The 24,376-nt window shown below is 66.9% G+C and carries 21 protein-coding genes; 7 read left to right on the top strand and 14 right to left on the bottom strand.

Annotated features, from left to right (window positions below; translation table 11 throughout):
• Position 1 precedes the first annotated feature (1 nt).
• From nirD to ACJEIK_RS01425, 4 genes are all read right to left on the bottom strand, one after another.
• Positions 2-391, bottom strand: coding sequence for a nitrite reductase small subunit NirD (nirD, locus tag ACJEIK_RS01440; protein WP_061001460.1), 390 nt, complete (start codon positions 389-391; stop codon positions 2-4).
• 13 nt (positions 392-404) lie between these two features.
• Positions 405-2,921 (bottom strand): nitrite reductase large subunit NirB, encoded by a 2,517-nt coding sequence (gene nirB, locus ACJEIK_RS01435; RefSeq protein ID WP_138247713.1) that lies wholly within the window; start codon positions 2,919-2,921, stop codon positions 405-407.
• Positions 2,922-3,048: 127 nt separating this feature from the next.
• Positions 3,049-3,465, bottom strand: coding sequence for a hypothetical protein (locus tag ACJEIK_RS01430; RefSeq protein ID WP_409430911.1), 417 nt, complete (start codon positions 3,463-3,465; stop codon positions 3,049-3,051).
• Complete coding sequence (locus ACJEIK_RS01425; RefSeq protein WP_064859868.1) at positions 3,456-4,214, bottom strand: isocitrate lyase/phosphoenolpyruvate mutase family protein; 759 nt, start codon at positions 4,212-4,214, stop codon at positions 3,456-3,458. The genes ACJEIK_RS01430 and ACJEIK_RS01425 overlap by 10 nt, the downstream gene beginning before the upstream one ends.
• 145 nt (positions 4,215-4,359) lie before the next feature.
• On the opposite strand from ACJEIK_RS01425, the gene ACJEIK_RS01420 reads away from it, so the two are divergent.
• The 5 genes from ACJEIK_RS01420 (at position 4,360) to ACJEIK_RS01400 (ending at position 8,515) form a co-directional block, all read left to right on the top strand.
• Positions 4,360-4,647, top strand: coding sequence for a hypothetical protein (locus ACJEIK_RS01420; RefSeq protein WP_409430910.1), 288 nt, complete (start codon positions 4,360-4,362; stop codon positions 4,645-4,647).
• A gap of 96 nt (positions 4,648-4,743) precedes the next feature.
• A complete protein-coding gene (locus ACJEIK_RS01415) occupies positions 4,744-5,571 on the top strand; it encodes a hypothetical protein (RefSeq protein WP_133425854.1) in 828 nt (275 codons plus the stop codon).
• A gap of 62 nt (positions 5,572-5,633) precedes the next feature.
• Entirely contained in the window at positions 5,634-7,547 is a 1,914-nt protein-coding gene (locus ACJEIK_RS01410) for a fumarate reductase/succinate dehydrogenase flavoprotein subunit (RefSeq protein WP_133425853.1), read from the top strand.
• A 2-nt stretch (positions 7,548-7,549) separates the two neighbouring features.
• The gene (locus tag ACJEIK_RS01405) at positions 7,550-8,302 is read left to right on the top strand and encodes a succinate dehydrogenase/fumarate reductase iron-sulfur subunit (protein ID WP_029121197.1); all 753 of its coding nucleotides are present in this window, start codon (positions 7,550-7,552) and stop codon (positions 8,300-8,302) included.
• Positions 8,303-8,353: 51 nt separating this feature from the next.
• Complete coding sequence (locus tag ACJEIK_RS01400) at positions 8,354-8,515, top strand: hypothetical protein (RefSeq protein WP_204158310.1); 162 nt, start codon at positions 8,354-8,356, stop codon at positions 8,513-8,515.
• A gap of 1 nt (position 8,516) precedes the next feature.
• On the opposite strand, the gene ACJEIK_RS01395 is transcribed toward ACJEIK_RS01400, so the two are convergent.
• The 7 genes from ACJEIK_RS01395 to ACJEIK_RS01365 form a co-directional block, all read right to left on the bottom strand.
• The gene (locus ACJEIK_RS01395; protein ID WP_020103512.1) at positions 8,517-9,002 is read right to left on the bottom strand and encodes a flavin reductase family protein; all 486 of its coding nucleotides are present in this window, start codon (positions 9,000-9,002) and stop codon (positions 8,517-8,519) included.
• Between the two features lie 69 nt (positions 9,003-9,071).
• A complete protein-coding gene (rfbD, locus tag ACJEIK_RS01390; RefSeq protein WP_135356773.1) occupies positions 9,072-10,478 on the bottom strand; it encodes a dTDP-4-dehydrorhamnose reductase in 1,407 nt (468 codons plus the stop codon).
• 14 nt (positions 10,479-10,492) lie between these two features.
• Positions 10,493-11,491, bottom strand: coding sequence for a dTDP-glucose 4,6-dehydratase (gene rfbB / locus ACJEIK_RS01385; RefSeq protein WP_409430909.1), 999 nt, complete (start codon positions 11,489-11,491; stop codon positions 10,493-10,495).
• Complete coding sequence (rfbA, locus tag ACJEIK_RS01380) at positions 11,491-12,360, bottom strand: glucose-1-phosphate thymidylyltransferase RfbA (protein ID WP_409430908.1); 870 nt, start codon at positions 12,358-12,360, stop codon at positions 11,491-11,493. The genes rfbB and rfbA overlap by 1 nt, the downstream gene beginning before the upstream one ends.
• 36 nt (positions 12,361-12,396) lie before the next feature.
• Positions 12,397-13,911, bottom strand: a complete 1,515-nt coding sequence (locus tag ACJEIK_RS01375) for a serine/threonine-protein kinase (protein WP_409430907.1) — start codon at positions 13,909-13,911, stop codon at positions 12,397-12,399.
• Between the two features lie 78 nt (positions 13,912-13,989).
• Positions 13,990-14,862, bottom strand: a complete 873-nt coding sequence (locus ACJEIK_RS01370; RefSeq protein WP_133425851.1) for a CDP-diacylglycerol diphosphatase — start codon at positions 14,860-14,862, stop codon at positions 13,990-13,992.
• 66 nt (positions 14,863-14,928) lie between these two features.
• On the bottom strand, positions 14,929-15,858 hold the full coding sequence (locus tag ACJEIK_RS01365; protein WP_064859851.1) for a hypothetical protein: 930 nt from the start codon (positions 15,856-15,858) through the stop codon (positions 14,929-14,931).
• Between the two features lie 263 nt (positions 15,859-16,121).
• Here ACJEIK_RS01365 and ACJEIK_RS01360 point away from each other — a divergent pair, with 263 nt between their 5' ends.
• Positions 16,122-17,834 carry an AMP-binding protein gene (locus ACJEIK_RS01360; RefSeq protein WP_409430906.1) on the top strand — a complete coding sequence of 571 codons (1,713 nt, stop codon included), beginning with the start codon at positions 16,122-16,124 and terminating at the stop codon, positions 17,832-17,834.
• Positions 17,835-17,846: 12 nt separating this feature from the next.
• Complete coding sequence (locus tag ACJEIK_RS01355; RefSeq protein WP_409430905.1) at positions 17,847-18,488, top strand: GAP family protein; 642 nt, start codon at positions 17,847-17,849, stop codon at positions 18,486-18,488.
• Here the strand turns inward: ACJEIK_RS01355 and pe are convergent.
• Genes pe through ACJEIK_RS01340 form a run of 3 tightly spaced genes read right to left on the bottom strand, consistent with a single transcriptional unit; the run spans position 18,485 to position 24,042 of the window.
• Positions 18,485-19,654: an acyltransferase PE gene (pe, locus tag ACJEIK_RS01350; RefSeq protein WP_135356778.1), complete on the bottom strand. Its 1,170-nt coding sequence runs from the start codon at positions 19,652-19,654 to the stop codon at positions 18,485-18,487. The two genes, ACJEIK_RS01355 and pe, sit on opposite strands and share 4 nt — an antisense overlap.
• Positions 19,651-22,626 carry an RND family transporter gene (locus tag ACJEIK_RS01345; protein ID WP_133425845.1) on the bottom strand — a complete coding sequence of 992 codons (2,976 nt, stop codon included), beginning with the start codon at positions 22,624-22,626 and terminating at the stop codon, positions 19,651-19,653. Before ACJEIK_RS01345 ends, pe begins: the two co-directional genes overlap by 4 nt.
• Before the next feature lie 6 nt (positions 22,627-22,632).
• Positions 22,633-24,042 (bottom strand): condensation domain-containing protein, encoded by a 1,410-nt coding sequence (locus tag ACJEIK_RS01340; RefSeq protein ID WP_133425844.1) that lies wholly within the window; start codon positions 24,040-24,042, stop codon positions 22,633-22,635.
• Positions 24,043-24,376: the final 334 nt, after the last annotated feature.

Raw genomic sequence — 24,376 nt, 5'->3', positions numbered from 1 at the left:
CTTATGCCGCCACGTCGACGCCCAGCGGGCCGATCTCGACCAGCCCGGCCCACACCCGGATCGGGTAGACGGGCAGGCTCACCGAAGGATCATCAAGGCAGACACCGTCATCCAGCGCGAAGGCCTGCTTCTTGATGGGGCTCTGCACGCAGGCCCGGCCCGCGCGGTCACCGACGAGTCCACGGGACATCACGGCAGCACCGGAGAACGGGTCGATGTTGCCGACGGCGTACAGCGAGCCGTCGTGCAGGCGGAACAGAGCCGCCTGCGTGCCGTCCGGCAGCAGGACACCGGCGCCGCGCCCCGGCACCAGCCGGTGGTACGAGCAGACCGCGGTCCACTCCGAACGGTCCTGGTACTGCGTAACTTCGGAAAGGTCGTTGAGCGTCATCGTGTCCTCCTGATCAACTCTTGGCGGGCGGGACGGTGGGCATGCCGATCGGCACCTTGCGGCCGTTGCGTTCGGTGAACTCGATGGTCGGGTCGGCGACATCGGGGGCGTTGACGAACGAGACGAACTGCGACAGCTTCGCGCGGTCGTCCAGCACGCCCTTCCACTCGCAGGAGTAGCCGTCGACGTGCCGTTCCATGGCGGCTTCGAATTCGCTTGCCAGACCGAGAGAGTCGTTGCACACGACGTCGCGGACGTGGTCGAGGCCCATCTGGTCGACCCAGGGGGCGGTGCGCTGCAGCCGGTCCGCGGTGCGGATGTAGAACATCAGGAACCGGTCGATGTAGCGGACGAGGGTCTCGTCGTCGAGGTCGCCGGCCAGCAGCTGCGCGTGGGCGGGCGTCATACCGCCGTTGCCGCCGACGTACAGGTTCCAGCCGGTCTCGGTGGCGATGACGCCGACGTCCTTGCCGCGGGCCTCGGCGCATTCCCGGGCGCAGCCGGAGACACCCATCTTGATCTTGTGCGGCGACCGCAGGCCGCGGTAGCGCAGCTCCAGATCGATGGCCATCTGCACCGAATCCTGCTGGCCGTAGCGGCACCAGTCGCTACCGACGCAGCTCTTGACGGTGCGCAGCGACTTGCCGTACGCCTGCCCGGACTCCATGCCGCCGTCGACCAGCCGCCGCCAGATTTCCGGCAGCTGGTCCACCCGGGCACCGAACATGTCGATTCGCTGGCCACCGGTGATCTTGGTGTAAAGCCCGAAGTCCCTGGCGATCTCGCCGATCAGGATCAACTGCTCCGGCGTGATGTCACCGCCCGGGACGCGCGGCACCACCGAGTAGCTGCCGTTCTTCTGGATGTTGGCCAGGAAGTGGTCGTTGGAGTCCTGCAGGGCGGCCTGTTCGCCGTCGAGGATGTGGCCGCTGCTGGTCGACGCCAGGATCGAGGCGATGGCGGGTTTGCAGATGTCGCAACCCTTTCCGGTGCCGAACTTCTCGATCAGGCCGGAGAACTTCCGGATCTCGGTGGCCGAGATGATCTCGAAGAGCTCGGCCCGCGACTGCGGGAAGTGCTCGCACAGTGCCTTGGACTGCTCGACGCCCTGCGCTTCCAGCAGCTGCTTGAGCAGCGGAACACAAGAGCCGCAGGACGTTCCGGCCTTGGTGCAGGCCTTCAGGCCGGCGACGTCGGAGCAACCGCCTTCGATCGCACCGCACAGGTCGCCCTTGGTGACGTTGTTGCAGGAGCAGATCTGGGCGGCGTCGGGCAGGGCGCCCACACCGAGAGCGCTTGCGCCGTCACCGGAGCCGGCCGGGGCGATGAGCGCCAGCGGGTCGCCGGGCAGCGCCTCACCGACCATCGGGCGCAGCACACCGTACGCCGACGCGTCGCCGACCAGGATGCCACCCAGCAGGGTCTGGGCATCGTCGGACAGCACCAGCTTGGCGTAGGTCTGCTTCACCGGGTCGTTGACCACGACCTGCAGGCAGTCGGGCGTAACGCCCTGCGCGTCACCGAAACTCGCGACGTCGACGCCGAGTAGCTTCAGCTTGGTCGACATGTCGGCCTCGGGGAATTCGGCAGCGCCACCGAGCAGGCGGTCGGCGACCACCTCGGCGGTGGTGTAACCGGGGCCGACCAGGCCGTAGCACCGGCCCTCGACCGCCGCGACCTCACCGATTGCGTAGATGTCGGGATCGCTTGTCACACAGGACAGGTCCGTCAGGACGCCGCCGCGCTCGGCCAGCTCCAGGCCGGCGTCACGGGCCAGCTCGTCGCGCGGACGCACACCGGCGGCGAAGATGACCAGGCCGGCGTCGATCAGGGTGCCGTCGCTGAGCAGCACGCGGATGCCCTCGTCGAGCGGCTCGATGGCGTCGGTGCCGACATCCAGGTGCACCGAGATGCCCAGCTTGCCGATCATGCGGGCCAGCAGCGCACCGCCGGCGTCGTCGAGCTGCTGGTTCATCGGACGGGGCGCCCGCTCGACGATGTGGGCCTGCATGCCGAACTGGCGCAATGCATTCGCCGCTTCCAGGCCCAGCAGACCACCACCGATGACGACACCGGTGTTGTTGCCGTGGTCGGCCGATCGCTGCATGGCGGCGCGGATGCCGTCGAGGTCGTCCAGGGTGCGGTAGACGAAGCAGCCGTCGAGCTGGTGACCAGGCACCGGCGGCACGAAAGCGTAAGAGCCCGTGGCCAACACCAGTTTGTCGTACGCGATGCCGCGGCCCGACTCAGTCACCACCGTCTTGGTGGCGCGGTCGATACCGCCGACCTTGTCGGCCAGCACGAGGTCCACGAGCCCGTCGCCGTCATACCCGTTGCCCGGCAGCGCCAGCTTCGACCGGTCCCAGTGCTCGGTGTAACCCGTGAGCCCCACCCGGTCATACGCGGCGTCCGCTTCTTCGGACAGCACTGTGATGCGCCATTGGCCCGCGGCATCCCGCGAGCGCAGCGCCTCGACGAGGCGGTGGCCGACCATTCCGTGGCCCACGACCACAAGGTTCTTCGCGTCCATGCCCCAAAAGGTAGGGAGCCGATATTGCGAATTGTGTTGCCGCGTGTGAATCGACCGTCACGCTCTTCTCACAGGCCTCGGCAAACGCCCGTGAAGTGAGTGGTCCGGGTCACAGACCTGCGGAAAGCTATCCGACGCCGGCGGGCGGGGCCGTGGTCGCCGTCGTGTACGGGTTGTAGATCGTCGTCGTGGTGGTCGTCGTCCCGTAACCGGAGGTGCTCGACGGCGTGTACGTGCTGGTGGTCGTCGACGTCTCGTCCGTCGTCGACGTCTCCGACGTGCTTTCCGTCGTCGTCGTTGTCGTCGTCGTGGTTGTGGTGGTCGTCGTGGTGGTGGTTCGGGTCGTCGTCCGCTTGGTGGTCGGATACGTCGTCAGCACGGTGGAGTCACCGACGGGACCCGACGGCTGCTCGGACTCCTCGGAGGTCTGGACCACCTGATAGATGAGGATGATCAGCAGGATCGCGGCGGCAACGCCGGCGGCCCACCACAATCCGTAGTTCTCGTCGGCACCGCGCTCGTGCTCGGAGTCGCTCACTGCCACCGCGCCAGCATGTCGGCGGCCACCGTGCCCAGAGCCCGCTGCAGGAACGGCCCGAAGCTGATGCGGCCGACCCCCAACGGACCGAACGACGCGGGGTCGTCGGACTCGGGGATCGCGATGGCGTTGATGGGCAACGGCAGGTCGGCGGCCAGGCGGCGGTAGGTGTCGTCGTCGTGGCGGCCCACCGGATACAGCGAGTCGGCCCCGGCATCGGCACACAGCTTCAGTCGCTGGACAGCGCGCTCGTACCGGTCGGCTTCGTCGCCGATCTGGCGCAGGAACAGGTCGGTGCGGGCGTTGATCACCACGTGGACGCCGGAAGCGTCTGCCGCCCTGCGCAATTCACCGACCAGGTCGGCGTGCTCCTGCGCGTCGCGGATGCGGCCCCCGTCCTTGTGCACGGTGTCCTCGATGTTCAGGCCGACGGCGCCCGCGGCCAGCAGTCCGGAGATCAGACGGCTCGGGGCCTCGCCGTAACCGGATTCGATGTCGACGGACACCGGCACGTCGACGGCCGCGGTGATCTGGCTGACGCGCGTGGTGAGGTCGTCGAACGACATGCCCTCACCGTCGGGCTTGCCGACCGAGTCGGCGACGGGGTGGCTACCGACCGTCAGCGCGACGAACCCGGCGGACACCGCCAGCTTCGCCGACCAGGCGTCCCACACGGTCGGCAGGACGACCGGGTTCCCCGGCTGGTGCAGGGCCAATAGTGCTTCGGCGCGCTGCGCCAGAACCGCGTCGGACATGGTCATACCGTACCGACCACCACTGCGACGACATGCCGACACCGTCCCCACAAACGTGACCTGTCTCACTTTCATCTCCGGATCTGACTAGCATCCGGTGTCGTACTGTGATTTATGACACCCTTCAGCCCAAGGAGGTCGCCCGATGTCCACCACCACTGAGCTCACCGAACTGCACGAGTTGATCGGCAATTTGCGTCGGTCCGTCAGCTCGCTGGCCGCCAAATACGGGGACTCCCCCGCCACCCGCCGCATCGCGAATGACGCCGAGCGCCTGGCCGTCGACATCGAGCGGCTGGACATCGACATCGAAGAGCTGGAATTCAGCCGCGGCATCAAGCAGCAGGGCCCGGCCAAGGAAAAGATCGTGATCCCTGATCACGACTACTCCAGCGAGTTCTGGCACGACCACGACGGTGGCGTCGGCGGCTGACCGACATGGGCACGGCGGTCCGTCGTGCCCATCACCGGCCCATACCCACAACTTCATAGGTAGACCCTGCCCCCAACCGAAATCGAGGCTGTCTTCGTGAGCGCACCCGCCGCCAACCGTCCCGGGACCGGCGTCTTCTCCCCCACGCGTGCGCAGATACCGCAGCGCACCCTGCGGACCGATAACTGGCTCAAATCCCCGATTCTCATCGACCTGGGGTTCGCCGCGTTCGTCATCTACGCGACGGTGCGCGCCTTCCAGCGGGACCACTTCTACGTCGCGGACTACCACTACCTGACGCCGTTCTACTCGCCGTGCCTGAGCGTCAAGTGCGGTGCGGCCAGCGAGTTCTGGCCCCAGATCCTGCCGGCCGACGGACCGCTGTCACTGATTCCCTTTGCGGCGCTGTCCCTGCCGTTCCTGCTGCTGTTCCGGCTGACGTGCTACTACTACCGCGGCGCCTACTACCGCACGGTGTGGCAGTCCCCCACCGCCTGCGCCGTCGCCGAGCCGCATGCCAAGTACACCGGTGAGACGCGGTTCCCGCTGATCATCCAGAACACGCACCGCTACTTCTTCTACATCGCGGTCATCATCTCGGTGATCAACACCTACGACGCCATCGTCGCGTTCCACTCGCCCAGCGGTTTCGGCTTCGGGCTCGGCAACATCATCCTGCTGGGCAACGTCATCATGCTGTGGGTCTACACGGTCTCCTGCCACTCCTGCCGGCACGTCACCGGCGGCCGGCTCAAGCACTTCTCTAAACACCCTGTGCGCTACTGGATCTGGACCCAGGTCAGCAAGCTCAACACCCGCCACAAGCTGTACGCGTGGATCACCCTCGGCACCCTGATGTTCACGGACTTCTACGTGATGGCGGTGTCGGCCGGGTGGTGGGGCGACCTCAGGTTTGTGGGATGAGCTTCGTGGTCAACGAAACGTTCTGATTTTCAACGCTATTCACGACAATTTGGAGTTATTTCATGGCTGAACTCGAACGGCACGAATACGACGTCGTCGTAATCGGAGCCGGCGGGGCGGGGTTGCGTGCGGTCATCGAGGCCCGGGAGCAGGGCCTGCGGGTCGCGGTGGTGTGTAAGTCGTTGTTCGGCAAGGCCCACACCGTCATGGCCGAAGGCGGCTGCGCCGCCTCGATGCGCAACGCGAACTCCAAGGACAGCTGGCAGGTGCACTTCGGTGACACCATGCGCGGCGGCAAGTTCCTCAACAACTGGCGCATGGCCGAGCTGCACGCCCGGGAAGCACCGGACCGGGTGTGGGAGCTGGAGACCTACGGCGCGCTGTTCGACCGCACCAAGGACGGCCGCATCAGCCAGCGCAACTTCGGTGGCCACACCTACCCGCGGCTGGCGCACGTCGGTGACCGCACCGGCCTGGAGATCATCCGCACCATGCAGCAGAAGATCGTCTCGCTGCAGCAGGAGGATTTCGCCGAGACGGGTGACTACGAGGCCCGCATCAAGGTCTTCCACGAGTGCACCATCACCGAGCTGGTGAAGGACGGGGACCGCATCGCCGGCGCGTTCGGCTACTGGCGCGAGTCGGGCCGGTTCGTGCTGTTCGAAGCGCCCGCCGTGGTGCTGGCCACCGGCGGCATCGGTAAGTCGTTCAAGGTGTCGTCGAACTCCTGGGAGTACACCGGCGACGGGCACGCCCTCGCACTGCGGGCCGGCGCGACGCTGATCAACATGGAGTTCATCCAGTTCCACCCGACCGGCATGGTCTGGCCGCCGTCGGTGAAGGGCATCCTCGTCACCGAGGGTGTGCGCGGCGACGGCGGAGTGCTCAAGAACTCCGAGGGCAAGCGGTTCATGTTCGACTACATCCCCTCGGTGTTCAAAGGCCAGTACGCCGAGACCGAGGAAGAAGCCGACCAGTGGCTCAAGGACAACGACTCCGCCCGGCGCACCCCTGACCTGCTGCCGCGCGACGAGGTGGCGCGCGCCATCAACTCCGAGGTCAAGGCCGGTCGCGGCACCCCGCACGGTGGCGTCTACCTCGACATCGCCTCGCGCATCCCGACCGAGGAGATCAAGAAGCGCCTGCCGTCGATGTACCACCAGTTCATGGAGCTGGCCGAGGTCGACATCACCAAGGACGAAATGGAGGTCGGTCCGACCTGCCACTACGTCATGGGTGGCATCGAGGTCGACCCCGACACCGGCGCGGCCCGGACGCCCGGCCTGTTCGCCGCGGGCGAGTGCTCGGGCGGTATGCACGGCTCCAACCGGCTCGGCGGTAACTCCCTGAGCGACCTGCTGGTGTTCGGCCGACGGGCGGGCCTCGGGGCCGCGCAGTACGTCAAGTCATTGCCCGCGCGGCCCGTCGTCTCCGATGAGGCGCTGACCACCGCCGCGCGGGAGGCGCTGGAGCCGTTCGACGAGCACGTCGGCGCCGAGAACCCGTACACCCTGCACACCGAGTTGCAGCAGTCGATGAACGACCTGGTCGGCATCATCCGCACCAAGGAAGAAATCGAGCAGGCGCTGCTCAAGCTCGACGACCTCAAGCGCCGGATGCACAACGTCACCGTCGAGGGCCACCGGCAGTTCAACCCCGGTTGGCACCTGGCCATCGACATGCGCAACATGCTGCTCGTCAGCGAGTGTGTCGCCAAGGCCGCCCTGGCCCGCACCGAGAGCCGCGGCGGCCACACCCGTGACGACTACCCGGAGATGAGCGCCGACTGGCGCAACATCCTGCTGGTGTGCAGCGCCCAAATGGACGGGGCCGGCGACTCCCTTGTTCCGAACGTCACCGTCACCCCCGAGCAGCAGGTGCCCATGCCCGCCGAACTGCTCGCCTGCTTCGAGCTGTCCGAGCTCGAGAAGTACTACACCGACGCCGAACTGGCCGCCCATCCGGAACGGAGCTAGCGATGAGCAACAGCTACCAAGCCAATCTGCGGGTCTGGCGCGGGGACGACACCGGCGGCGGTCTCGACGACTTCAAGGTCGAGGTCAACGACGGTGAGGTGGTGCTCGACATCATCCACCGCATCCAGGCCACGCAGGCCCCGGACCTCGCGGTGCGGTGGAACTGCAAGGCCGGCAAGTGCGGCTCGTGTTCGGCGGAGGTCAACGGCCGTCCCCGGCTGATGTGCATGACGCGGATGTCGACGTTCGATCCGGCCGAGACCGTCACCATCACGCCGCTGCGGGCGTTCCCGATCATGCGCGACCTGGTGACCGATGTGTCGTTCAACTACGAAAAGGCGCGCCAGATCCCGTCTTTCGCGCCGCCGAAGGACCTCAAGCCCGGCGAGTACCGGATGCAGCAGGAGGATGTCGAGCGGTCGCAGGAGTTCCGCAAGTGCATCGAGTGCTTCCTGTGCCAGAACACCTGCCACGTGGTGCGCGATCACGAGGAGAACAAGCAGGCGTTCGCCGGGCCGCGCTTCCTGATGCGGGTGGCCGAGCTGGACATGCACCCGCTCGACACCCTGGACCGCAAGGACATGGCGCAGGACGAGTTCGGCCTGGGCTACTGCAACATCACCAAGTGCTGCACCGAGGTCTGCCCCGAGCACATCAAGATCACCGACAACGCGCTGATCCCGATGAAGGAGCGCGTCGCCGACCGCAAGTACGACCCGATCGTCTGGTTGGGGAACAAGCTCTTCCGGCGCTAGGTTTCAGCGTAGGCTCGGAAGGGCAGCCAATCCGTGACGAAAGGCAGCCAGATGGGCCAATCAGAAACGCACAGCGTCAACGACATTCGGACCGCCATCCGCGAGCTTTCCTTGCGCGCCGAACTGGCCCGTAAGGAAGGGCGGCCTGACGATGCCGCCGAACTCGAGGCGCGGGTCGCGAAGTATCGGCAGGAGCTGGCCGCCAAGCCCTGACTCAGGCCTCCAGGCGGCGGAACGCGCTGCGGTGGAACACCATCGGCTCGACATCGGGGTTGATGACGATGTCGCTGATCGCCAGCACCACGATGGTGTGATCGCCGGCGGGGACCAGCTGATCGATCGACGTCTCCAGCCACACGCTGGTGCCGTGGATGAACAGTGCGCCGTTGTCGCGCAACTCGGTTTCCATGCCCGCGAACCGGTCGCCGGTCTTGGCTGCCAGGGTGCGCGCCGCGGCGTCGTGCTGCTGGCCCAGCACGCTGATGCCCAGGGCCGGCAGGTCCTTGAGCTTCGGCCAGGTGGTCGACGTGTTCTGCACACAGAACGACACCAGCGGCGGCTCCAGCGACACGGGCACGAAGGTGCTGGCGGCCAGGCCGACCTTCTCGCCGTTGACGTGGGCTGCGATGGCGACGACGCCGATCGGGAAGTGGCCGAACGCCGCGCGCAGGGATGCCGGGCTGAGATCTGTAGAGCTCATAGTCCGTCCATCTTCACACGGCACTCCCCGAGACACCCGAGCAAGCGTCCGCTTGGCGGGAACGCGCTGCTAGTGGCTCAGGTAGCGCGCCAGCGAGTCTTCGACCGCCTCGGATATGAATCCCGCTGATTCCAGCTTCTGGTTGTCGAGCACGCTGTTGCGCGGCCGGGGGGCCACCGCGCTGGTCGCCGAGGCGAAATAGGCCTCGGTGCTGACGCCCGTGACCCGCGCCGGATCGTGGCCGGTGAGCTCGAAAACCCGGCGGGCGATGTCCGCCCATGACGTCGCCGGACCCGAGCCGGTGACGTTGTACGTCCCATAGGGGGCGCCGGTTGTGGTCAGGTGCCGGATCGCCCGAGCCAGCTCGGAAGTGAACGTCAGCCGCCCGACCTGGTCGTCGACCACGGACGGGTCCACGCCGCGCTCGGCCAGCGACGCCATGGTCCGGACGAAGTTGCGGCCGTCCCCGATCACCCACGACGTCCGCAGGATGTAGTGCCGCGGCACCGTCGCGACGATCTGGTCGCCGGCGGCCTTGGTCTGGCCGTACACCCCGAGCGGGGCGATCGGGTCGTCCTCCCGGTACGGGGAGTCGGAGGTTCCGTCGAAGACGTAGTCGCTGGAGATGTGCACCAGAGTGAGGCCGCGGGCCGTCGCGATACGGGCCAGCGCCGCAACGGCGGTGACGTTGACGGCCCAAGCGTCGGCTCGCCCGGCCGGGGTTTCGGCCGCATCCACGGCGGTGTACGCGGCGGCGTTGATGACGGTGTCGTAGTCCTGCCACCGCAACCCCGACTCGAGGTCACCGGACAGGTCCACCTGCTCGCGGTTGACGAACTCGAAGCTGGGGTCGTCACCGTATTCAGCGCGCAGGGCCCGGCCGACTTGGCCATTGGCGCCTAATACCAACGTCTTTCGCGGTGCGACCGGTTGGATGTCCGCCAGCCGCGGATGCGTCCGGTCCTTGGCCGAGAGCTCGGCGCGCTCGAGCGGAATCGGCCAGTCGATGGCCAGCGTCTCGTCGGCCAGGTTCACCGAAACATACTGCGCGTCAGGCGAATAGTGGTCGTTGACCAGGTAGACGTACGCGGTGTCGGGCGCCAGGGTCTGAAACGCGTTGCCGACCCCACGGGGCACGAACACCGCCCGCGACGGATCCAGCTCGGCGGTAAACACCGCCCCGAACGTCGGGCCGTCGCGCAGGTCGACCCAGGCACCGAAGATCCGGCCGGTCGCCACCGAGACGAACTTGTCCCACGGTTCGGCGTGGATGCCGCGGGTGGTGCCCGCCGCGTCGTTGAACGAAATGTTGTTCTGCACGGGCCCGAAATCCGGCAGTCCGAGCGCCGTCATCTTCTCGCGCTGCCAGTTCTCCTTGAACCAGCCGCGGTTGTCGCCATGCACCGGCAGGTCCCAGATGGTCAGGCCGGGAATCGGTGTGGCATTGGCGGACAACGGTTTTCCGTATTCGGTCACGGGTTGCCCACCGCTCACTGACCCTGGTTGGCGTAGCGCGCCTCGGTGGCATCCTTGACCGGACGCCACCAGGCTTCGTTGTCGCGGTACCAGGCGATGGTGGCACTCAACCCGTCGGCGAAGTCGACATACTTTGGCCGCCAACCGAGTTCGGTGCGCAGCTTGGTCGAGTCGATGGCGTAGCGCAGGTCGTGACCGGCTCGGTCGGCGACGTGGTCGTAGGCGTCGGCCGGCTGCCCCATCTGCGTCAGGATCATCTCGATGACGGTCTTGTTGTCCTTTTCGCCGTTGGCACCGATCAGGTACGTCTCGCCGAGGCGGCCCCGCTCGATGATCGTCAGCACGGCGGACGAGTGATCGTCCACGTGAATCCAGTCGCGCACATTGCGGCCGGCGCCGTAGAGCTTCGGCCGGATGCCGCACAGCACGTTGGTGATCTGCCGGGGGATGAACTTCTCGACGTGCTGATAGGACCCATAGTTGTTGGAACAGTTGGAGATTGTGGCGCGGACGCCGAACGAGCGCACCCACGCCCGCACCAGCAGGTCACTGCCGGCCTTGGTCGACGAGTACGGCGACGACGGGTTGTAGGCCGTGCGTTCGGTGAACTTGGCGGAGTCTTCGAGTTCGAGGTCACCGTAGACCTCGTCGGTCGAGATGTGGTGCAGCCGGGTGCCGTGCTTGCGCACCGACTCCAGCAGCGTGAACGTCCCGACCACGTTGGTGTGCAGGAACGGTTCCGGGTCACGCAGAGAGTTGTCGTTGTGCGATTCTGCGGCGAAATGCACCACGACGTCGGTCGTCGCCATCAGCTCGTCGACCAACGCGGCGTCGGCGATATCCCCCAGGACGAACGTCATCCGCTGTTCGGGCAGGCCCGCAAGGGATTCCCGGTTGCCCGCGTAGGTCAGCTTGTCCAGCACCGTCACGTGATGGTCGGTGTGGTCCAGGACGTAGCGGACGAAGTTGGCCCCGATGAACCCCGCGCCCCCGGTGACCAGCAGGCGTGCCATCAGTATCCCCTGTCCAGCAGGTCCAGCAGGTACGTGCCGTAGCCGGACTTCACCAACGGCTCGGCGCGTGCCCGCAGCTCGTCACCGCTGAGATAGCCACGCCGCCAAGCGATTTCCTCGGGCACGCCGATCTTCAGACCGGTACGGCGTTCGATGGTCCGCACGAACTCGGCGGCGTCCGTCATCTGGTCGAACGTCCCGGTGTCGAGCCATGCCGTGCCGCGAGGCAGCACCTGCACCCGTAACCGGTTCTGCGCCAGGTACGTTCGGTTGATATCGGTGATCTCGTACTCGCCGCGGGCACTGGGCTTCAGCTCACGCGCGATCGACACCACGTCGTTGCTGTAGAAGTACAGACCCGGCACGGCGTAATTGCTCTTGGGCACCGCCGGCTTCTCCTCGAGCGAAACCGCCTGCCCGGCATCGTCGAATTCGATGACGCCGTAGGCCGAGGGTTCGGCGACCCAGTAGCCGAAGATCGCGCCGCCGTCGACGCTGTTGAACCGCTGCAGCTGCGTGCCCAGGCCCGGGCCGTACAGCAGGTTGTCGCCGAGGACGAGCGCCACACTGTCGCCGCCGAGGAAGTCCGCGCCGATGGTGAAGGCCTGCGCCAGTCCGTCCGGCGAGGGCTGCTGGGCGTAGCTGATCGAGACGCCATACTGCGATCCGTCGCCGAGCAGCCGCTCGAAACTCGGCGCGTCGAGCGGCGTCGTGATGACCAGGATGTCGGTGATCCCCGCCAGCATCAACGTGGACAACGGGTAATAGATCATCGGCTTGTCATAGACCGGGATGAGCTGCTTGGACACCCCGGCGGTGACGGGGTGTAGTCGCGTGCCCGCGCCCCCTGCCAGGATGATGCCTTTCACCCGGCCATCCTGACATACGCGCACCGCGTCAGGTGCTCACCGAGCAGACTCCACCGCGGGCTCGGACGCCAGTGTCTTGCCGTTCTGCACGATTTCCAGGCCTGACGACGAGACGTGGTACTCCGCCGAATCGGGATCGTTGAACGCGACGAAGCCGTCGCCGGACTCGTTCACGGTTCCCAGTCGGATCGTCGCGTCATCGGACAGCCGATAGCCCAGGTAATACAGCACCCCGACGCTGCTGCGGCAGATCACGACGGCCGACTGGGCGGTACGCAGGATCATCGCGGCCTCGTCGGCTCCGGTGCACCGGGCGGCGCCGTTGTAGGTGGTGAAGCCGTGGGTGTCGGCGTCGGGCAGCACCATTCGTGCTGTGGTGGGCACCAGCGAGGTGGACGTCTCCGGCTCGGTGGACTCGACCGACGTCACGGTCACACCCGTCGTCTCGGGCGCGGTCGTCGTGGCCTCCGCCGAAGTCGTTGGGCCGCTGCGTCCGTCATGCCCGCGCATCAGCATCACGCCGACGAAGACCAGCGCCACCACCAGCAGGATGCCCACTCCGGTCAGTGCCCAGGCCGTCGGGCTCATGCCGGATCGTGCCGCCGTCGGCGGATCCGGTTGGCGCACAAGGCCCATGGGCGCGACGGGCGGCGCCGACCGCTGCGTCGGCGCACCGGGTACCGCAGGGGCCGCAGCGACCGGAGGCAGCGTCGCCGCCGCCCCGCGTGCCAGCGCCGCGGCGAAATCCGAACACGACGCGAAGCGGTCGGCAGGCCGGCGGGCCATCGCGATCGCCATCACGGGGTCCAGGTCGGCGAGATCCGGGCGGAGCTCCGCCAGCCGCGGCACTACCCCGCTCACGCGTTGACTGATGAGCACCACAGGCGTCGAATCGCCACCCGGTGGCCGGCCGGTCAGCAGCTGAAAAGCGGTGGCGGCCAAGGCGTATTGATCGGAGCGGCCATCCAGCTTCTCACCGAGCAACTGCTCCGGCGCCGCGTAGTTCGGTGTGCCGAGCGTCATGTTGGTCGACGTCAATGCGTCGAAATCGTCCACACGTCGGGCGATCCCGAAATCGGCCAGCAGCACCCGGCCACGGCCCGGGCCTCCGGAGCCCAGCAGGATGTTCGCGGGCTTGACGTCACGGTGCAGCAGGCCGCGGCTGTGCGCATGGTCCAGCGCGTCGGCTATCGCGCTGACGATCGCGAGCACCTGGTCCCGCGGCATGCCGCCGGGGCACTGCGTCCGGAGCACGTTTCCGGCATCTGAACCGTCGACGTAGTCCATCGAGATCCACAGTCGCCCGTCGTATTCGCCGCGGTCGTGAACCCCGACGATGTGCTGGTGCCACAACGTCGCGGCTGCATCGGCCTCACGCTCGAAACGGCGCCGGTATTCGGCGTCGGCCGACAACGACGCCGGCAGGACCTTCAGTGCGTCGGTGCGGGGCAGCCGCGGGTGCTGCACCAGGTAGACCTCGCCCATACCGCCGGCGCCCAGTTTCCTGACCACGGTGAATCCGGCGAAGACCGAACCATCGGGCAGCGACATGGTCGGATCGTAACGGCCCGAACGCGAAAGAGCGGCCACCCGAGACGATCTCGGATGGCCGCCTTTTCGACGCGGGCCCTACCTCTTGTCCATGATTCCTTCGATCTGATTGACACCGTGGATGCCGCTGTTGGTGTCGCTGGCCAGGACGATGAGCCCATTGCCCTCGTGGTTGAGCGTGACCAGCATGGTCTCGTGGGCCATGTCGGCCTGCTTGTTGCCCTGCTTCACCAGCGGCGTGATGACGTTGTCCTGCAGCTTGGCGAAGAAGTTGGTGTCGATGCTGTTCGCGTTCCATGCCCGGTACGCGTGCTTGCTGGTCTGGACGAAGGTCTTGTCGTGGTCGGTGACCTCGATGACCTGGTCGACCCACTTGTGCTCGTCCTTGCTGACCTTGCCGGCCTTGACGGCCCGGTCGATGTCTTCGCGGGCGGCGCCGTAGAGCCGGGTGAGATGGATGTGCAGCTGGTCGTATCCGCGGCCGTCCTTCGAGTTGATGCCGAGGGCCCAGTCCGGCGAGCTCCCGAAGTGGATCGAGTCGTAGGCGTCCTTGAAGTAGTTCGGGGCGTCCGAGCGCAGCAGGTTGGGGCATTCGATCCCGGTCTCCCGGACCGTCGGCACCACCAGCAGATCCTGGACCGCCTTGATGTCCTGCTTGCCCGGGTGCACAGCGAAGCCCCGGGTCGAGTCATTGCCCGGCCACTGGACCTGCAAGTTGTGACCGGGGTGCGTCGGCGAGTGCTCTCCCACGCCGTGCGCCGGCGGCTTCACGCCGTCCCAGATCTTGTCGTCCTTGTGGGTGATGTCGCACTCCTTGAAATGCTGCGTGCCCGTCTCTGCGTGGGCTGCGGGTGAGAGACCGAACGCCAGCGCCGGCGCTACCACCAGGGCGGCGGCGGCCGCGATACGGCGGGTGAAGCGGGAGCGGGTGGTCACGGTCGTGGTGGTCATATCGTCTCCTGAAGGTTGTGGGCCGTTTTGGCGTTGAAACAACCTTCGCGGAAACGACGGCCCAGGTCAGTCCGCTGATCGGGCTCTCGACCGGACGAAATCGGCGTCCCCCGATCGGGGGACACGCACCGCTCGGCTCGCTCGCCTCCGCTGGGCGGCCCACAACTTCTCCTGTGCCCGCAGCACCACGGTTCCGGGGCTTCCTCGACCCTCCGCCGTCGACTTCGTCACCCAGATGACGCTCCATCCCCGCGATTCGAGCTCGGCGGTGTGGCTGTGCACCCATTCGCGATATCCCGGCATATCGGCGTCCTCGTCACACTCGACGGCTACCTGCCACCGCGGCCAACCCAATGCCGCCCGAGTGCAGACCAATCCCCACTCGTCGTAGAACGGGATCTGCGTTCGCAGTCCTGGAATGCCCGTGCGGCGCAGCAACAGCCGGGTCTGCGTCTGCAACGGAGACTCAGAACCGCCGTCGGCCTGTCCCAGCGCAATCCGCAGTCGATCCACACCCCGAATACCCCGATTGGCTTCGGCCAGCGCCCACACGTGTGCCGGGTCCAAGCCGGTCACGTTCAACAATGCATCCAGCGTCGGTATCGCCTGGTTTTCGGGTAGGAGCCGGCCCAGGTCGAATGCCGTCCGCGCCGCAGATGTCACCCGCATGCCGCCGGCCATGCAGACGTCGTCGGGAGCGAGCGCATATGAATGCACCGTGAGTCCGGCCGGCGAGTGCCGGTTGGACCGCACGACCTCTGCCGGCGCGTCCGCGTCGAGCCATTCGGTCCCGTAGACGGCCGCCGCTGACAATCCGCACACCACCGCATCCGGCCCGGCGAACAACCACGCCGCCTCGGCGCGCAGCCTCGCCGTCAATGCCACCTCGTTCGCAAGGTAGACACCCCGGTAGACGGCACGGTAGCCGGTGCGGAGCGCTTGTCTGGTCAGGAGTCCGGTCTGCACGGCGGCGCTGCCGAGAAACGGTCTGTTCATGCGGCGAGCATCGCTGTGACCACCGACAGATCCGATTCTTCGACCAGTGGTTATCCACAGGGCAGGCGCTGTCGCCCCCTGGCGCTGCCGGTCTCCACAACCATCCGGACCGCGTTGCTACGACGAATGTGCATGTTCGGATTGAGATTTCACGGTTTTGCGGGCCAAACCTGCACACTCGTCATAGCACCGCGCATCGCATGCAGCACCTGACCGGCAAACCAGGTACCACCGGTCACATGTGAGTTGAGTAACCTGGCGCCATGCCCGATGCGTCGATCCTGTCCGTGCTGCGCGAGCGCGCCGGCCTGACTCCCGACGACGTGGCCTACACCTTTACCGACTACGACCACGACTGGGACGGCGTCACCGAGAGCCTGACCTGGGCCCAGCTGTACCGGCGCACGCTCAACGTGGCACACGAGCTCCGCATGCACGGCGTTCCCGGCGACCGCGCGCTGATCATCGCGCCACAAGGGCTGGCCTACATCGTCGGGTTCCTGGGCGCCATGCAGGCGGGTTTCATCGCGGTGCCGCTGTCGGTCCCGCTACCCGGCTCGCATGACGAGCGGGTCAGCGCCGTCATCACCGACACGTCGCCGACGGTCGTGCTGACCACCGCGGCCGCGTTCGACATCGCCGCGCAGAACGTGGACGACGGCGCCTCCATGGTCGCCGTGATCGCCGTCGACACCCTCGACCTGGACGCCGACCGCGACTTCGACGAAGAGGTCCCGCCGGGTCCCGACATCGCTTACCTGCAGTACACCTCCGGGTCGACGCGGCTGCCGGCCGGCGTGATGATCTCGCACCGGAACCTGCGGGTGAACGTCGAGCAGTTGCTGGCCGACCTGCTGTCGCAGCACGGTGGAGAGCTGCCGCCGGGGTCGACGCTGGTCTCGTGGCTGCCCTTCTACCACGACATGGGCCTGGTGCTCGGGATCGCGGTCCCGATCTTCTCCGGCCACAAGGGCGACCTCATGAGCCCGATCGCCTTCCTCACGCGCCCGGTCCGCTGGCTGCAGGCGCTGTCGCGGAACAACCCCGCATGGTCGGCAGCCCCGAACTTCGCGTTCGACCTCGCGACGCGCCGCGTCACCGACGAGGAGATGGCCGAGCTCGATCTCAGCGGCGTCATCGGCATCAACAACGGCGCCGAACGCATCCACCCACCCACCCTGATCAAGTTCGACGAACGCTTCGCCTCCGTCGGCTTCCGGCCCGAGATGATGGTGCCGTCGTACGGCCTGGCCGAGGCGACGCTCTACGTGGCCAGCGGTGCGCACGGCCGGCCGCCAGAGGTCGTCGAGTTCGCCGCAGACGAACTCACGCAGGGAATCGCGTTGCGCAAAGCGGGTGGGACGCCGCTCATGCGGTACGGCCGGGCGCCGTCGCCGCTGCTGGAGATCGTCGACGCCGACACCTGCCAGCCGTGCCCCGACGGCGTCGTCGGCGAAATCTGGGTCCGTGGCGACAACGTCTCCGCCGGGTATTGGCGCAAGCCCGAGCAGACCGGGTCCGCCTTCGGCGCGACCCTGGTGGACGCCCCCGAGGGCACGCCCGAGACGGGCTGGCTCCGAACCGGGGACCAGGGCTTCCTCTCCGACGGCGACCTGTTCATCGTCGGCCGCATCAAGGACATGCTGATCGTGCGCGGCCGCAACCACTACTCCGACGACATCGAAGCGACGGTGCAGAAGATCAGCCGCGGCCGGGTGGCGGCGATCGCCGTGACCGACGACCACACCGACCAGCTGGTCACCATCATCGAACTCAAGTCGCGCGCCGACGCCGCTGAGCTCGATGGGCTGAAAAACGATGTGGTCGCGGCGATTTCGCGGGCGCACGGGTTGCAGGTCGCCGACGTCGTGCTGGTGGAAGCCGGGTCCATCCCGACCACCACGAGCGGCAAGATGCGCCGGTCGGCTTGTGCCGAGCAGTACCGGCAAGGGCAGTTCGTCCGGTTGGACGGCTAGCCCGCACCCCCTATGTGGATCACCCTGCTGGTGATGGCGGTCGCGGTCAGCCTGGAGCCGTTCCGCATCGGCATGTCCGTCGTCATGCTGAACCGCCCGCGCCCGCACCTGCAGCTGGCCGCGTTCCTGTGCGGCGGTTTCCTGATGGGCCTCTCCGTCGGCGCGGTGGTGCTGTTCTTCCTCGAGTCGCGGCTACCCGCTTGGGCCTCAGCACATTTCAATCTGCCGACGGTCCAGATCGTGATCGGCGTACTGGCGTTGGTTGCGGCCGTGCTGCTGGCCGTCACGAAGGGGCGCGAGCGGACCGTCCCGGCCTGGCTGACCCGGCTGCTCACCGGCCGGTCGCTGTGGGTCGCCGGCGTCGCGGGCCTGGGCATCGCGCTGCCCTCGGTCGACTATCTCGCGGCGCTGGCCGTGATCGCCGCCGCACACCTCGAGGCCGGGGTTCGGATGGGTGCGCTGGTGACCTTCAACGTCGTGGCGTTCTCGTTGGTCGAGATACCCCTGCTGGCCTACCTGATCGCCCCGCAACGCACGCGCACCGCAATGAGCAACCTGCACAACTGGATTCGCGCCCGGCAGCGGCACGAAGTCGCCGGCCTGCTGGCGGTGGTGGGTGTCGTACTGGTCGCGGCGGGTGCGCTGGGGATCTAGTGCGCGCTCGGCCCGTGGCTCAGCACGTAGTTGATACCCGACATCAGCTGTGACACCGGGTCGGCGGCGCCACCGAAGGCGGCCTGCGTCGCCGGGGCGGTGGCGGCGGCGGGGTCGTAGCCGTTGACGGGATCAACGGTGACCGGTGCGGTCGCCGGGTCGTCGTTGCGCGAATATCCGGCATCCACCATGGGTTTCATCACGGCGTCGAGGTGATTCATGTCCGCTTCGGACATGCCGAGGTACTTGAACGGCACGACGAGCGGCAGGTGCTGCTCGGGGATCATGTACGTCGTGGTCGTCGCGCCGCGGGAGTTGACGGTCTTGATGATGTTCTGCGGCGGCACGTTCTTCGGGTTGGTGAACGCCACCGCGGTGTGGCCGGTGGCCAGGCCGACGACGGCGTTCGCGAGCGCCATCAGGTTGTCCGGGCGGTCCGGCCAGTCGGCGATGCTGTCGTACGCGGAGATGAATTGGTAAGTGTCGTACTGACTGTCGACCACCGGCGGCATCAGGAAGTCGAGCGCGGGGACGGTGCTGCCGACGGGGTAGGTCTGCCGCAGGAAGCTCTGCGTCCACGGGTTGATGGCGAGCGGGTCACCGTAGGTGGCGAACGACAGCTCGTTCGGTGGCGGCGCGGCCGGGTCGTACGCGAGCCGGTCCTGCACGGCGTGCACGACCATGGCGCCTTCGGACAGGCCGATCACCGTGCCGGGGCCGCCGGCCTGAACGCGGTTGATGACGTTGTTCTTACCGACCTCGACGGACTCACCGATGCTGGGTCCGTTCAAGCCGATCTCGGGCATCTTCTGATGTAGCTCGTCGATGCCCGGGATGACGCTGAGCACGTGGCCCTGTACCTGGCCGGCGGGGTAGTCGACGATTTCTCGATTGAGACCGGGGAACCAGTCGGCGCCGGTGCGACGGATGTACTCGTCGTACGGGATGCCCATGACGTGCGCGCCGCCGAGCGCGTACCCACGGCCGGGGGTGCCGATCGGCGGGATGGCCGGCACGAGCGGGCCGCCGGAGCCGGCGTCAGAGCTGGAACCGGGACCGGTCCAGGGCTCGTCGGCCGTCGCGATCCAGTCGGCGAGGGGCCCGGAAGCACCGACCGTCAACAGCGTGGTGGCAATCGCCAACGAGCTGGCAAGTCGCTTGTTCATACGTTGCTCCCCTGCGGTTTCGGGCGGGACGGCCACCAGTTCGCTTCTCCGACGAGCGTGGCCATGGCAGGCACGGTGATGGTCCGCACCAGGAAGGTGTCCAGCAGGATGCCGGCGCCGATGACGAAGCCGCCCTGGATCACGGTACCGATGCTGGAGAACAGCAGACCCCACATGGAGGCCGCGAAGATCAGGCCGGCCGCGGTGATGACGCCGCCGGTCGACGACAGCGTGCGGATGATGCCGTACCGCATGCCGTGTGGCGATTCGTCACGCATGCGCGAGACGAACAGCATGTTGTAGTCGGCGCCGACCGCGACGAGCACCACGAAAGCCAGTGGTGGAACGGTCCAGTGCAGCGGCTGGTGGAACAGGTACTGGAACACCACGACGCCGATGCCGAGCGCCGCGAAGTACGAAAGCACCACGGAGCCAACCAGATACAGCGGCGCGATCAGCGACCGCAGCAACAGCATCAGAATCAGCAGCACCACCGCGACGGTGACGATGATGATGAACCGGATGTCGTTCTGGTAGTAGTCGCGGGTGTCCTTGAGCGCCACGGGATAGCCGCCCATCGACACCGTGGCATCCGACAGCGACGTGTTCGGCTGGGCGCCGCGGGCGGTGTCGCGGATGGTGTTGACCTGGTCCATCGCCGCGGCGCTGAACGGGTCGAGTTTGGTGAGCACGAGGTAGCGCACCGAGTGCCCGTCGGGCGAGATGAACATCTTGGACGCCGACTTGAAGGCCTCGAGCTGCAGCACCTCGGGCGGGATGTTGAAGCCCGCCTGGGTCGGGCCGCCCGCGTTCTGTTTCATCGACAGCAGGAAGGCGCCGGCCTGGTCGAGGCCCGACCGCATCAGTTGGATCTGTTCGACGACCTCGTCGACCCCGTTGGCGACTTCGCGGCTGCCGCTCGCCGACCGATCGGCACCCTGGCGGAGCTTGGTCAGATTGGCCTGCGCGCCCGCGGGACTGTCCATCCCCATGGTGCGCATCACCTTGGTCAGGTTGGTCATCGCACTCTGGAGTTGCTGCACCGACGCGTTGAGCGTCTTCTGGTCCTGCATCGTCTGCAGCTGCCCGGCGAGCTTGTTGATCTCGTCGATGGTGCCGTCCTGGCGCGCTTCTTCCAGACGCTGGAAGTGGCCGCGGGTTTCGGCGCACGACAGGTCGAGGTCGCACACCGCGTTGTTCTGCAGCGCCGCCAGCACGGGGCCGACCCAGCCGAACATGTCTTTGGCCGCCGTGTAATTCAGCCCCAGGGTGTTGCCCAGCTTGCTCACGCTGTTGACGAGCTTGGCCGCGACTTCCACGTTCTGCACCAGCTTGTTGCCGCCGTACTGACTGCGGATCGCGGTGAAGGCGTCGAGCGTCGTCTGGAGTTGCGTGGCGATCTGGCCGACCTGGCCGCGTACGTCGGCGAGGTTGGTCGCGAGCGTGTCGGCGCCCTTGGCCAGCCGGTTGATGTCGTTGGTGCGCTGGCCGATCATGCCCGCGCCTTCTGTCAGCCGGTCACCGACCAGGCCGGCCTGGAAGGTGGCGCGGAACTCCGGCGGCACTTCGCCGAGGGGACGGGTGATGCCGCTGACCATGGCGACGTCCGGCAACTGGCTGATGCGCGACGCCATCTGCTCGAGGTCCGCGAGGGCCTGCGGGGAGCGCAGGTCGCGCGGCGATTGGACGAGGACGTAGGACGGCACCGACTGGTTGACGTTGAAGTGGCTCTCGAGCGCGGCGTACCCGATGGAGCTCGGGGCCGACGCTGCGACGGCCTTGCGGTCGTCGTAGTTGAACTTCGCGAAGCCCGCGGCGCTGGCCAGCAGGAGCAGCACGAGCAGGCTGGCCACCAAGTGCAGCTTCGGTCGGCGGACGATGCGCGCGCCGGACCGGCGCCACAGCTGCGCGGTGATCTCGTTGCGCGGCTTGATCCAGCCCCGCGGCCCGACGAGCGTGATGATCGCGGGCAGCAGCGTGACCGCGGCGAGGAACGCCACCAGGATGCCGATGGCCGACGAGACGCCAACCGTGGAGAAGACGCCCATCTTGGCGAAGCTGATGCCGAGGAAGGTGACGCCGACGGTCGCGGCCGACGCCGTGATGACCTTGCCGACGGAACCCAGCGCGCGCCGGACGGCGTCGGTGGATCCCAGGCCCTGCCGCACATAGTCGTGGTAGCGGCTGATCAGGAACACCGCGTAGTCGGTGCCTGCGCCGAAGATCATGGCGCTCAACAGGATTATGGCCTGGTTCGACACCCCCAGCCCGGTCAGCTGCGACAACCCGGCGACCGTCGCCTGCGCGATCACCAACGACATGCCGATGCCCGCGAGCGGCAACATCATGGTCACGGGATTTCGGTAGACGACCAGCAGCACGAGGAGCACCAGGACCGCGATGGCGATCTCGATGGGCATCCGGTCCTTCTCACCGGCAACGGTGAGGTCGGCGACGGTGGCCGCGGGGCCGGACAGGTGGATCTTCAGCGGGCTGCCGGCGGTGCTGTGCCGCACGATGTCGGCCACCCGGTTGTAGGCGGCGTACGACTGCGGCGTGCCCAGCGCGCCGGCCAGGCCGACGGGCAACACCCAGGCCTTCTTGTCCTTGCTGGTCATGAAGTTGCGCAGCGGCGGGGTGCTGATGAAGTCCTGCATCATGACGACGTCGTGCGGGTCGTCGCGCAGGGCGTCCACCAACTTGCGGTAGGTGGCTTCGTCGTTGCGATCCAGGCCGCGGTCGTTGATCAGGACCACGAGCAGCAGGTCGTCGGTACCGGGTTCCTTGAAGGCCTCGGTCATGTGCCGGGCGGCGACGTTCGACGGCGCATCGGCGGGCAGCATCGCCAGCGGATGCTTCTGGGCCATCTCGTTGAGACTGGGGACAGCCAGGGGCAGGGCCACCGCCAGCGTGATCCACAGGCCGATCACCGCCCAAGGCCACCGCACCACAAAATCGGCTAGCCGTCGCAAGTCAGGTCACCAGTTCCCGCCGTCGGCGATCCGCGTGCAGACCGACTTCATCGCCTCCAGGTACCGGGTCACGGACTTTTTGGCGATGGGGTTGTCCGGGTACATGACCTCCATGACCGTGCCGCCCTCGTAGCGGAAGACGTAGATGGTCAGCTGGTAGGAGTACCGGCCATCGGAGTAGATGCCGATGTTGTTGGCGTATCCCATCTCGGTGGCGGCCAGGATGGTGTTGAGTGGCGCCGCGCCGCCGTGCAGGAAGTTCGACACCGGGAAGTTGGGCCGCGGCCAGTCCAGCCACGGTGCGAGCTCCAGGACGCGGTAGTACGGAACCCGCGCCATGTTGAGGTTGCCGTCGAACGACTCCTGCGCCGCCCAGGCGGCTTCGTTGAAGGTCGCCGCGGCGATCGGCACGGTGATGGGCACCAGTCCGGTGAACCAGCCCTGCGTCATGAAGTTGTCCGACGTGCGCCGGGTGTCACGCGGGGTGAGCCCGTAATACGTTGCAGCACCGGTCAATTCGTGCTCGACCTGGGCCATGCAGGCGAACAGGCCGCCGACGAAGCGGGCACCGGCCGCCTCACAGGCAGACTCGAACCGTGCCGTCTGCTCGGGGTCCATGAGCGATTCGCCGACCATGTCGCCGACCGACGGCTCCATGGCGTTCCCCAACGGCAACGGGAACTCCGGCATGCTGTTGTTGTTGTTCTCAGCAAACTCGATCCAGGCCTGCACCTCGGGAGAGTCGACGGTCAGCGCCGAGGTGCGCTCGTGCTCCTGGACGCACCATTCGTCGAAGCTGCCGGCGTCGGGCAGAGCAAACGCTGAGCCACCTGTTGTCAATGCTGTGTACCGGCCATGAGCCTCCAGCATCGTGATGCCGATGAGCGCCGCGTCGCCGTGGACGTGGTCGATGGCCGCGTAGAAGTTGAAGCTGTCTTCGCTCTGGACGATGCCGAAGGAGAAGCAGCCCCACTCGAGCGGTGTCGGGATGTCCACGAGGTGCTTGCGGACGTCCTCGACCGCCAGTTCACCGTGGTTGACGGGCTCGAACTCGAGGTCATCGGGGTCGGTGAGGGTGTGCCGGAGGATGTCGCCGTCGCCGGTGTACTCGAACCAGCTGCGGTAGGTGTCGTGCCTGCGCAGATAGGAGTTCAGCGCTTCGTTCATGGCCGCGATGTCGCACTGACCAGGGACTTCGCACGTCGCGATGATCTGCCGGGAGTACTCCAGGCCCGAGCCCGTGCGCTCGACGACACCGCGGATGTGCTGGCCCTGCATGTAGCTGACCGGCACCGAACTCACAGGTGCCCGCCGGGCCACTTCGCGAGCCGCCTCGGTGGGGTGCCAGGAGGTCAGAACACCTGGGATCGGCGTCCAATCATCGATCTTTCCGATCGTGATCTTCCCGATTCGCAATTACTTTCCTCCCAGGTTTGGGCACACAGAGGCCCGGCAACACTGTTGGCGCCATCAACATACCCCGGCAACCTTTGCCGGCGCCGTTACGCCTGGTGGGGCGGTCCGCGCTGACCAACCACCACCGGCGCACATAATCCTCGTGCTTCAGCAACCTACATGTAATACTGGCCCGCAGAAGATGAGCTGGCCGTGGCCGTTCGGAAGATCAACTGGCCATTCATGACTGAGCCGGCCGTCAAGTAGATCTGCCGACCAATCGTCGAGGCCGGCCGTTCGCAACATAAATTCTGGCGCTGAACACGGTCTCCTGCGCGGGATCGGACGTCACCGG

This window comes from Mycobacterium sp. SMC-16, assembly GCF_046250085.1.
In the GTDB taxonomy this organism is placed as follows: Bacteria; Actinomycetota; Actinomycetes; order Mycobacteriales; family Mycobacteriaceae; genus Mycobacterium; species Mycobacterium phocaicum.
This window is presented reverse-complemented; position numbering and strand designations above follow the sequence as displayed.

Excerpts from the sequence above, each read along its gene's own strand:
- ACJEIK_RS01410 (WP_133425853.1), top strand. The coding sequence starts at position 5,634 with ATGGCTGAACTCGAACGGCACGAATACGACGTCGTCGTAATCGGAGCC.
- ACJEIK_RS01355 (WP_409430905.1), top strand. The coding sequence starts at position 17,847 with ATGTGGATCACCCTGCTGGTGATGGCGGTCGCGGTCAGCCTGGAGCCG.
- ACJEIK_RS01420 (WP_409430910.1), top strand. The coding sequence starts at position 4,360 with ATGTCCACCACCACTGAGCTCACCGAACTGCACGAGTTGATCGGCAAT.
- pe (WP_135356778.1), bottom strand. The coding sequence starts at position 19,654 with ATGAACAAGCGACTTGCCAGCTCGTTGGCGATTGCCACCACGCTGTTG.
- ACJEIK_RS01370 (WP_133425851.1), bottom strand. The coding sequence starts at position 14,862 with ATGACCACCACGACCGTGACCACCCGCTCCCGCTTCACCCGCCGTATC.
- ACJEIK_RS01395 (WP_020103512.1), bottom strand. The coding sequence starts at position 9,002 with ATGAGCTCTACAGATCTCAGCCCGGCATCCCTGCGCGCGGCGTTCGGC.
- ACJEIK_RS01375 (WP_409430907.1), bottom strand. The coding sequence starts at position 13,911 with ATGTCGCTGCCCGATGGTTCGGTCTTCGCCGGATTCACCGTGGTCAGG.
- nirB (WP_138247713.1), bottom strand. The coding sequence starts at position 2,921 with ATGGACGCGAAGAACCTTGTGGTCGTGGGCCACGGAATGGTCGGCCAC.
- ACJEIK_RS01400 (WP_204158310.1), top strand. The coding sequence starts at position 8,354 with ATGGGCCAATCAGAAACGCACAGCGTCAACGACATTCGGACCGCCATC.
- ACJEIK_RS01425 (WP_064859868.1), bottom strand. The coding sequence starts at position 4,214 with ATGTCCGACGCGGTTCTGGCGCAGCGCGCCGAAGCACTATTGGCCCTG.
- nirD (WP_061001460.1), bottom strand. The coding sequence starts at position 391 with ATGACGCTCAACGACCTTTCCGAAGTTACGCAGTACCAGGACCGTTCG.
- ACJEIK_RS01405 (WP_029121197.1), top strand. The coding sequence starts at position 7,550 with ATGAGCAACAGCTACCAAGCCAATCTGCGGGTCTGGCGCGGGGACGAC.
- ACJEIK_RS01360 (WP_409430906.1), top strand. The coding sequence starts at position 16,122 with ATGCCCGATGCGTCGATCCTGTCCGTGCTGCGCGAGCGCGCCGGCCTG.
- ACJEIK_RS01365 (WP_064859851.1), bottom strand. The coding sequence starts at position 15,858 with ATGAACAGACCGTTTCTCGGCAGCGCCGCCGTGCAGACCGGACTCCTG.
- rfbB (WP_409430909.1), bottom strand. The coding sequence starts at position 11,491 with ATGGCACGCCTGCTGGTCACCGGGGGCGCGGGGTTCATCGGGGCCAAC.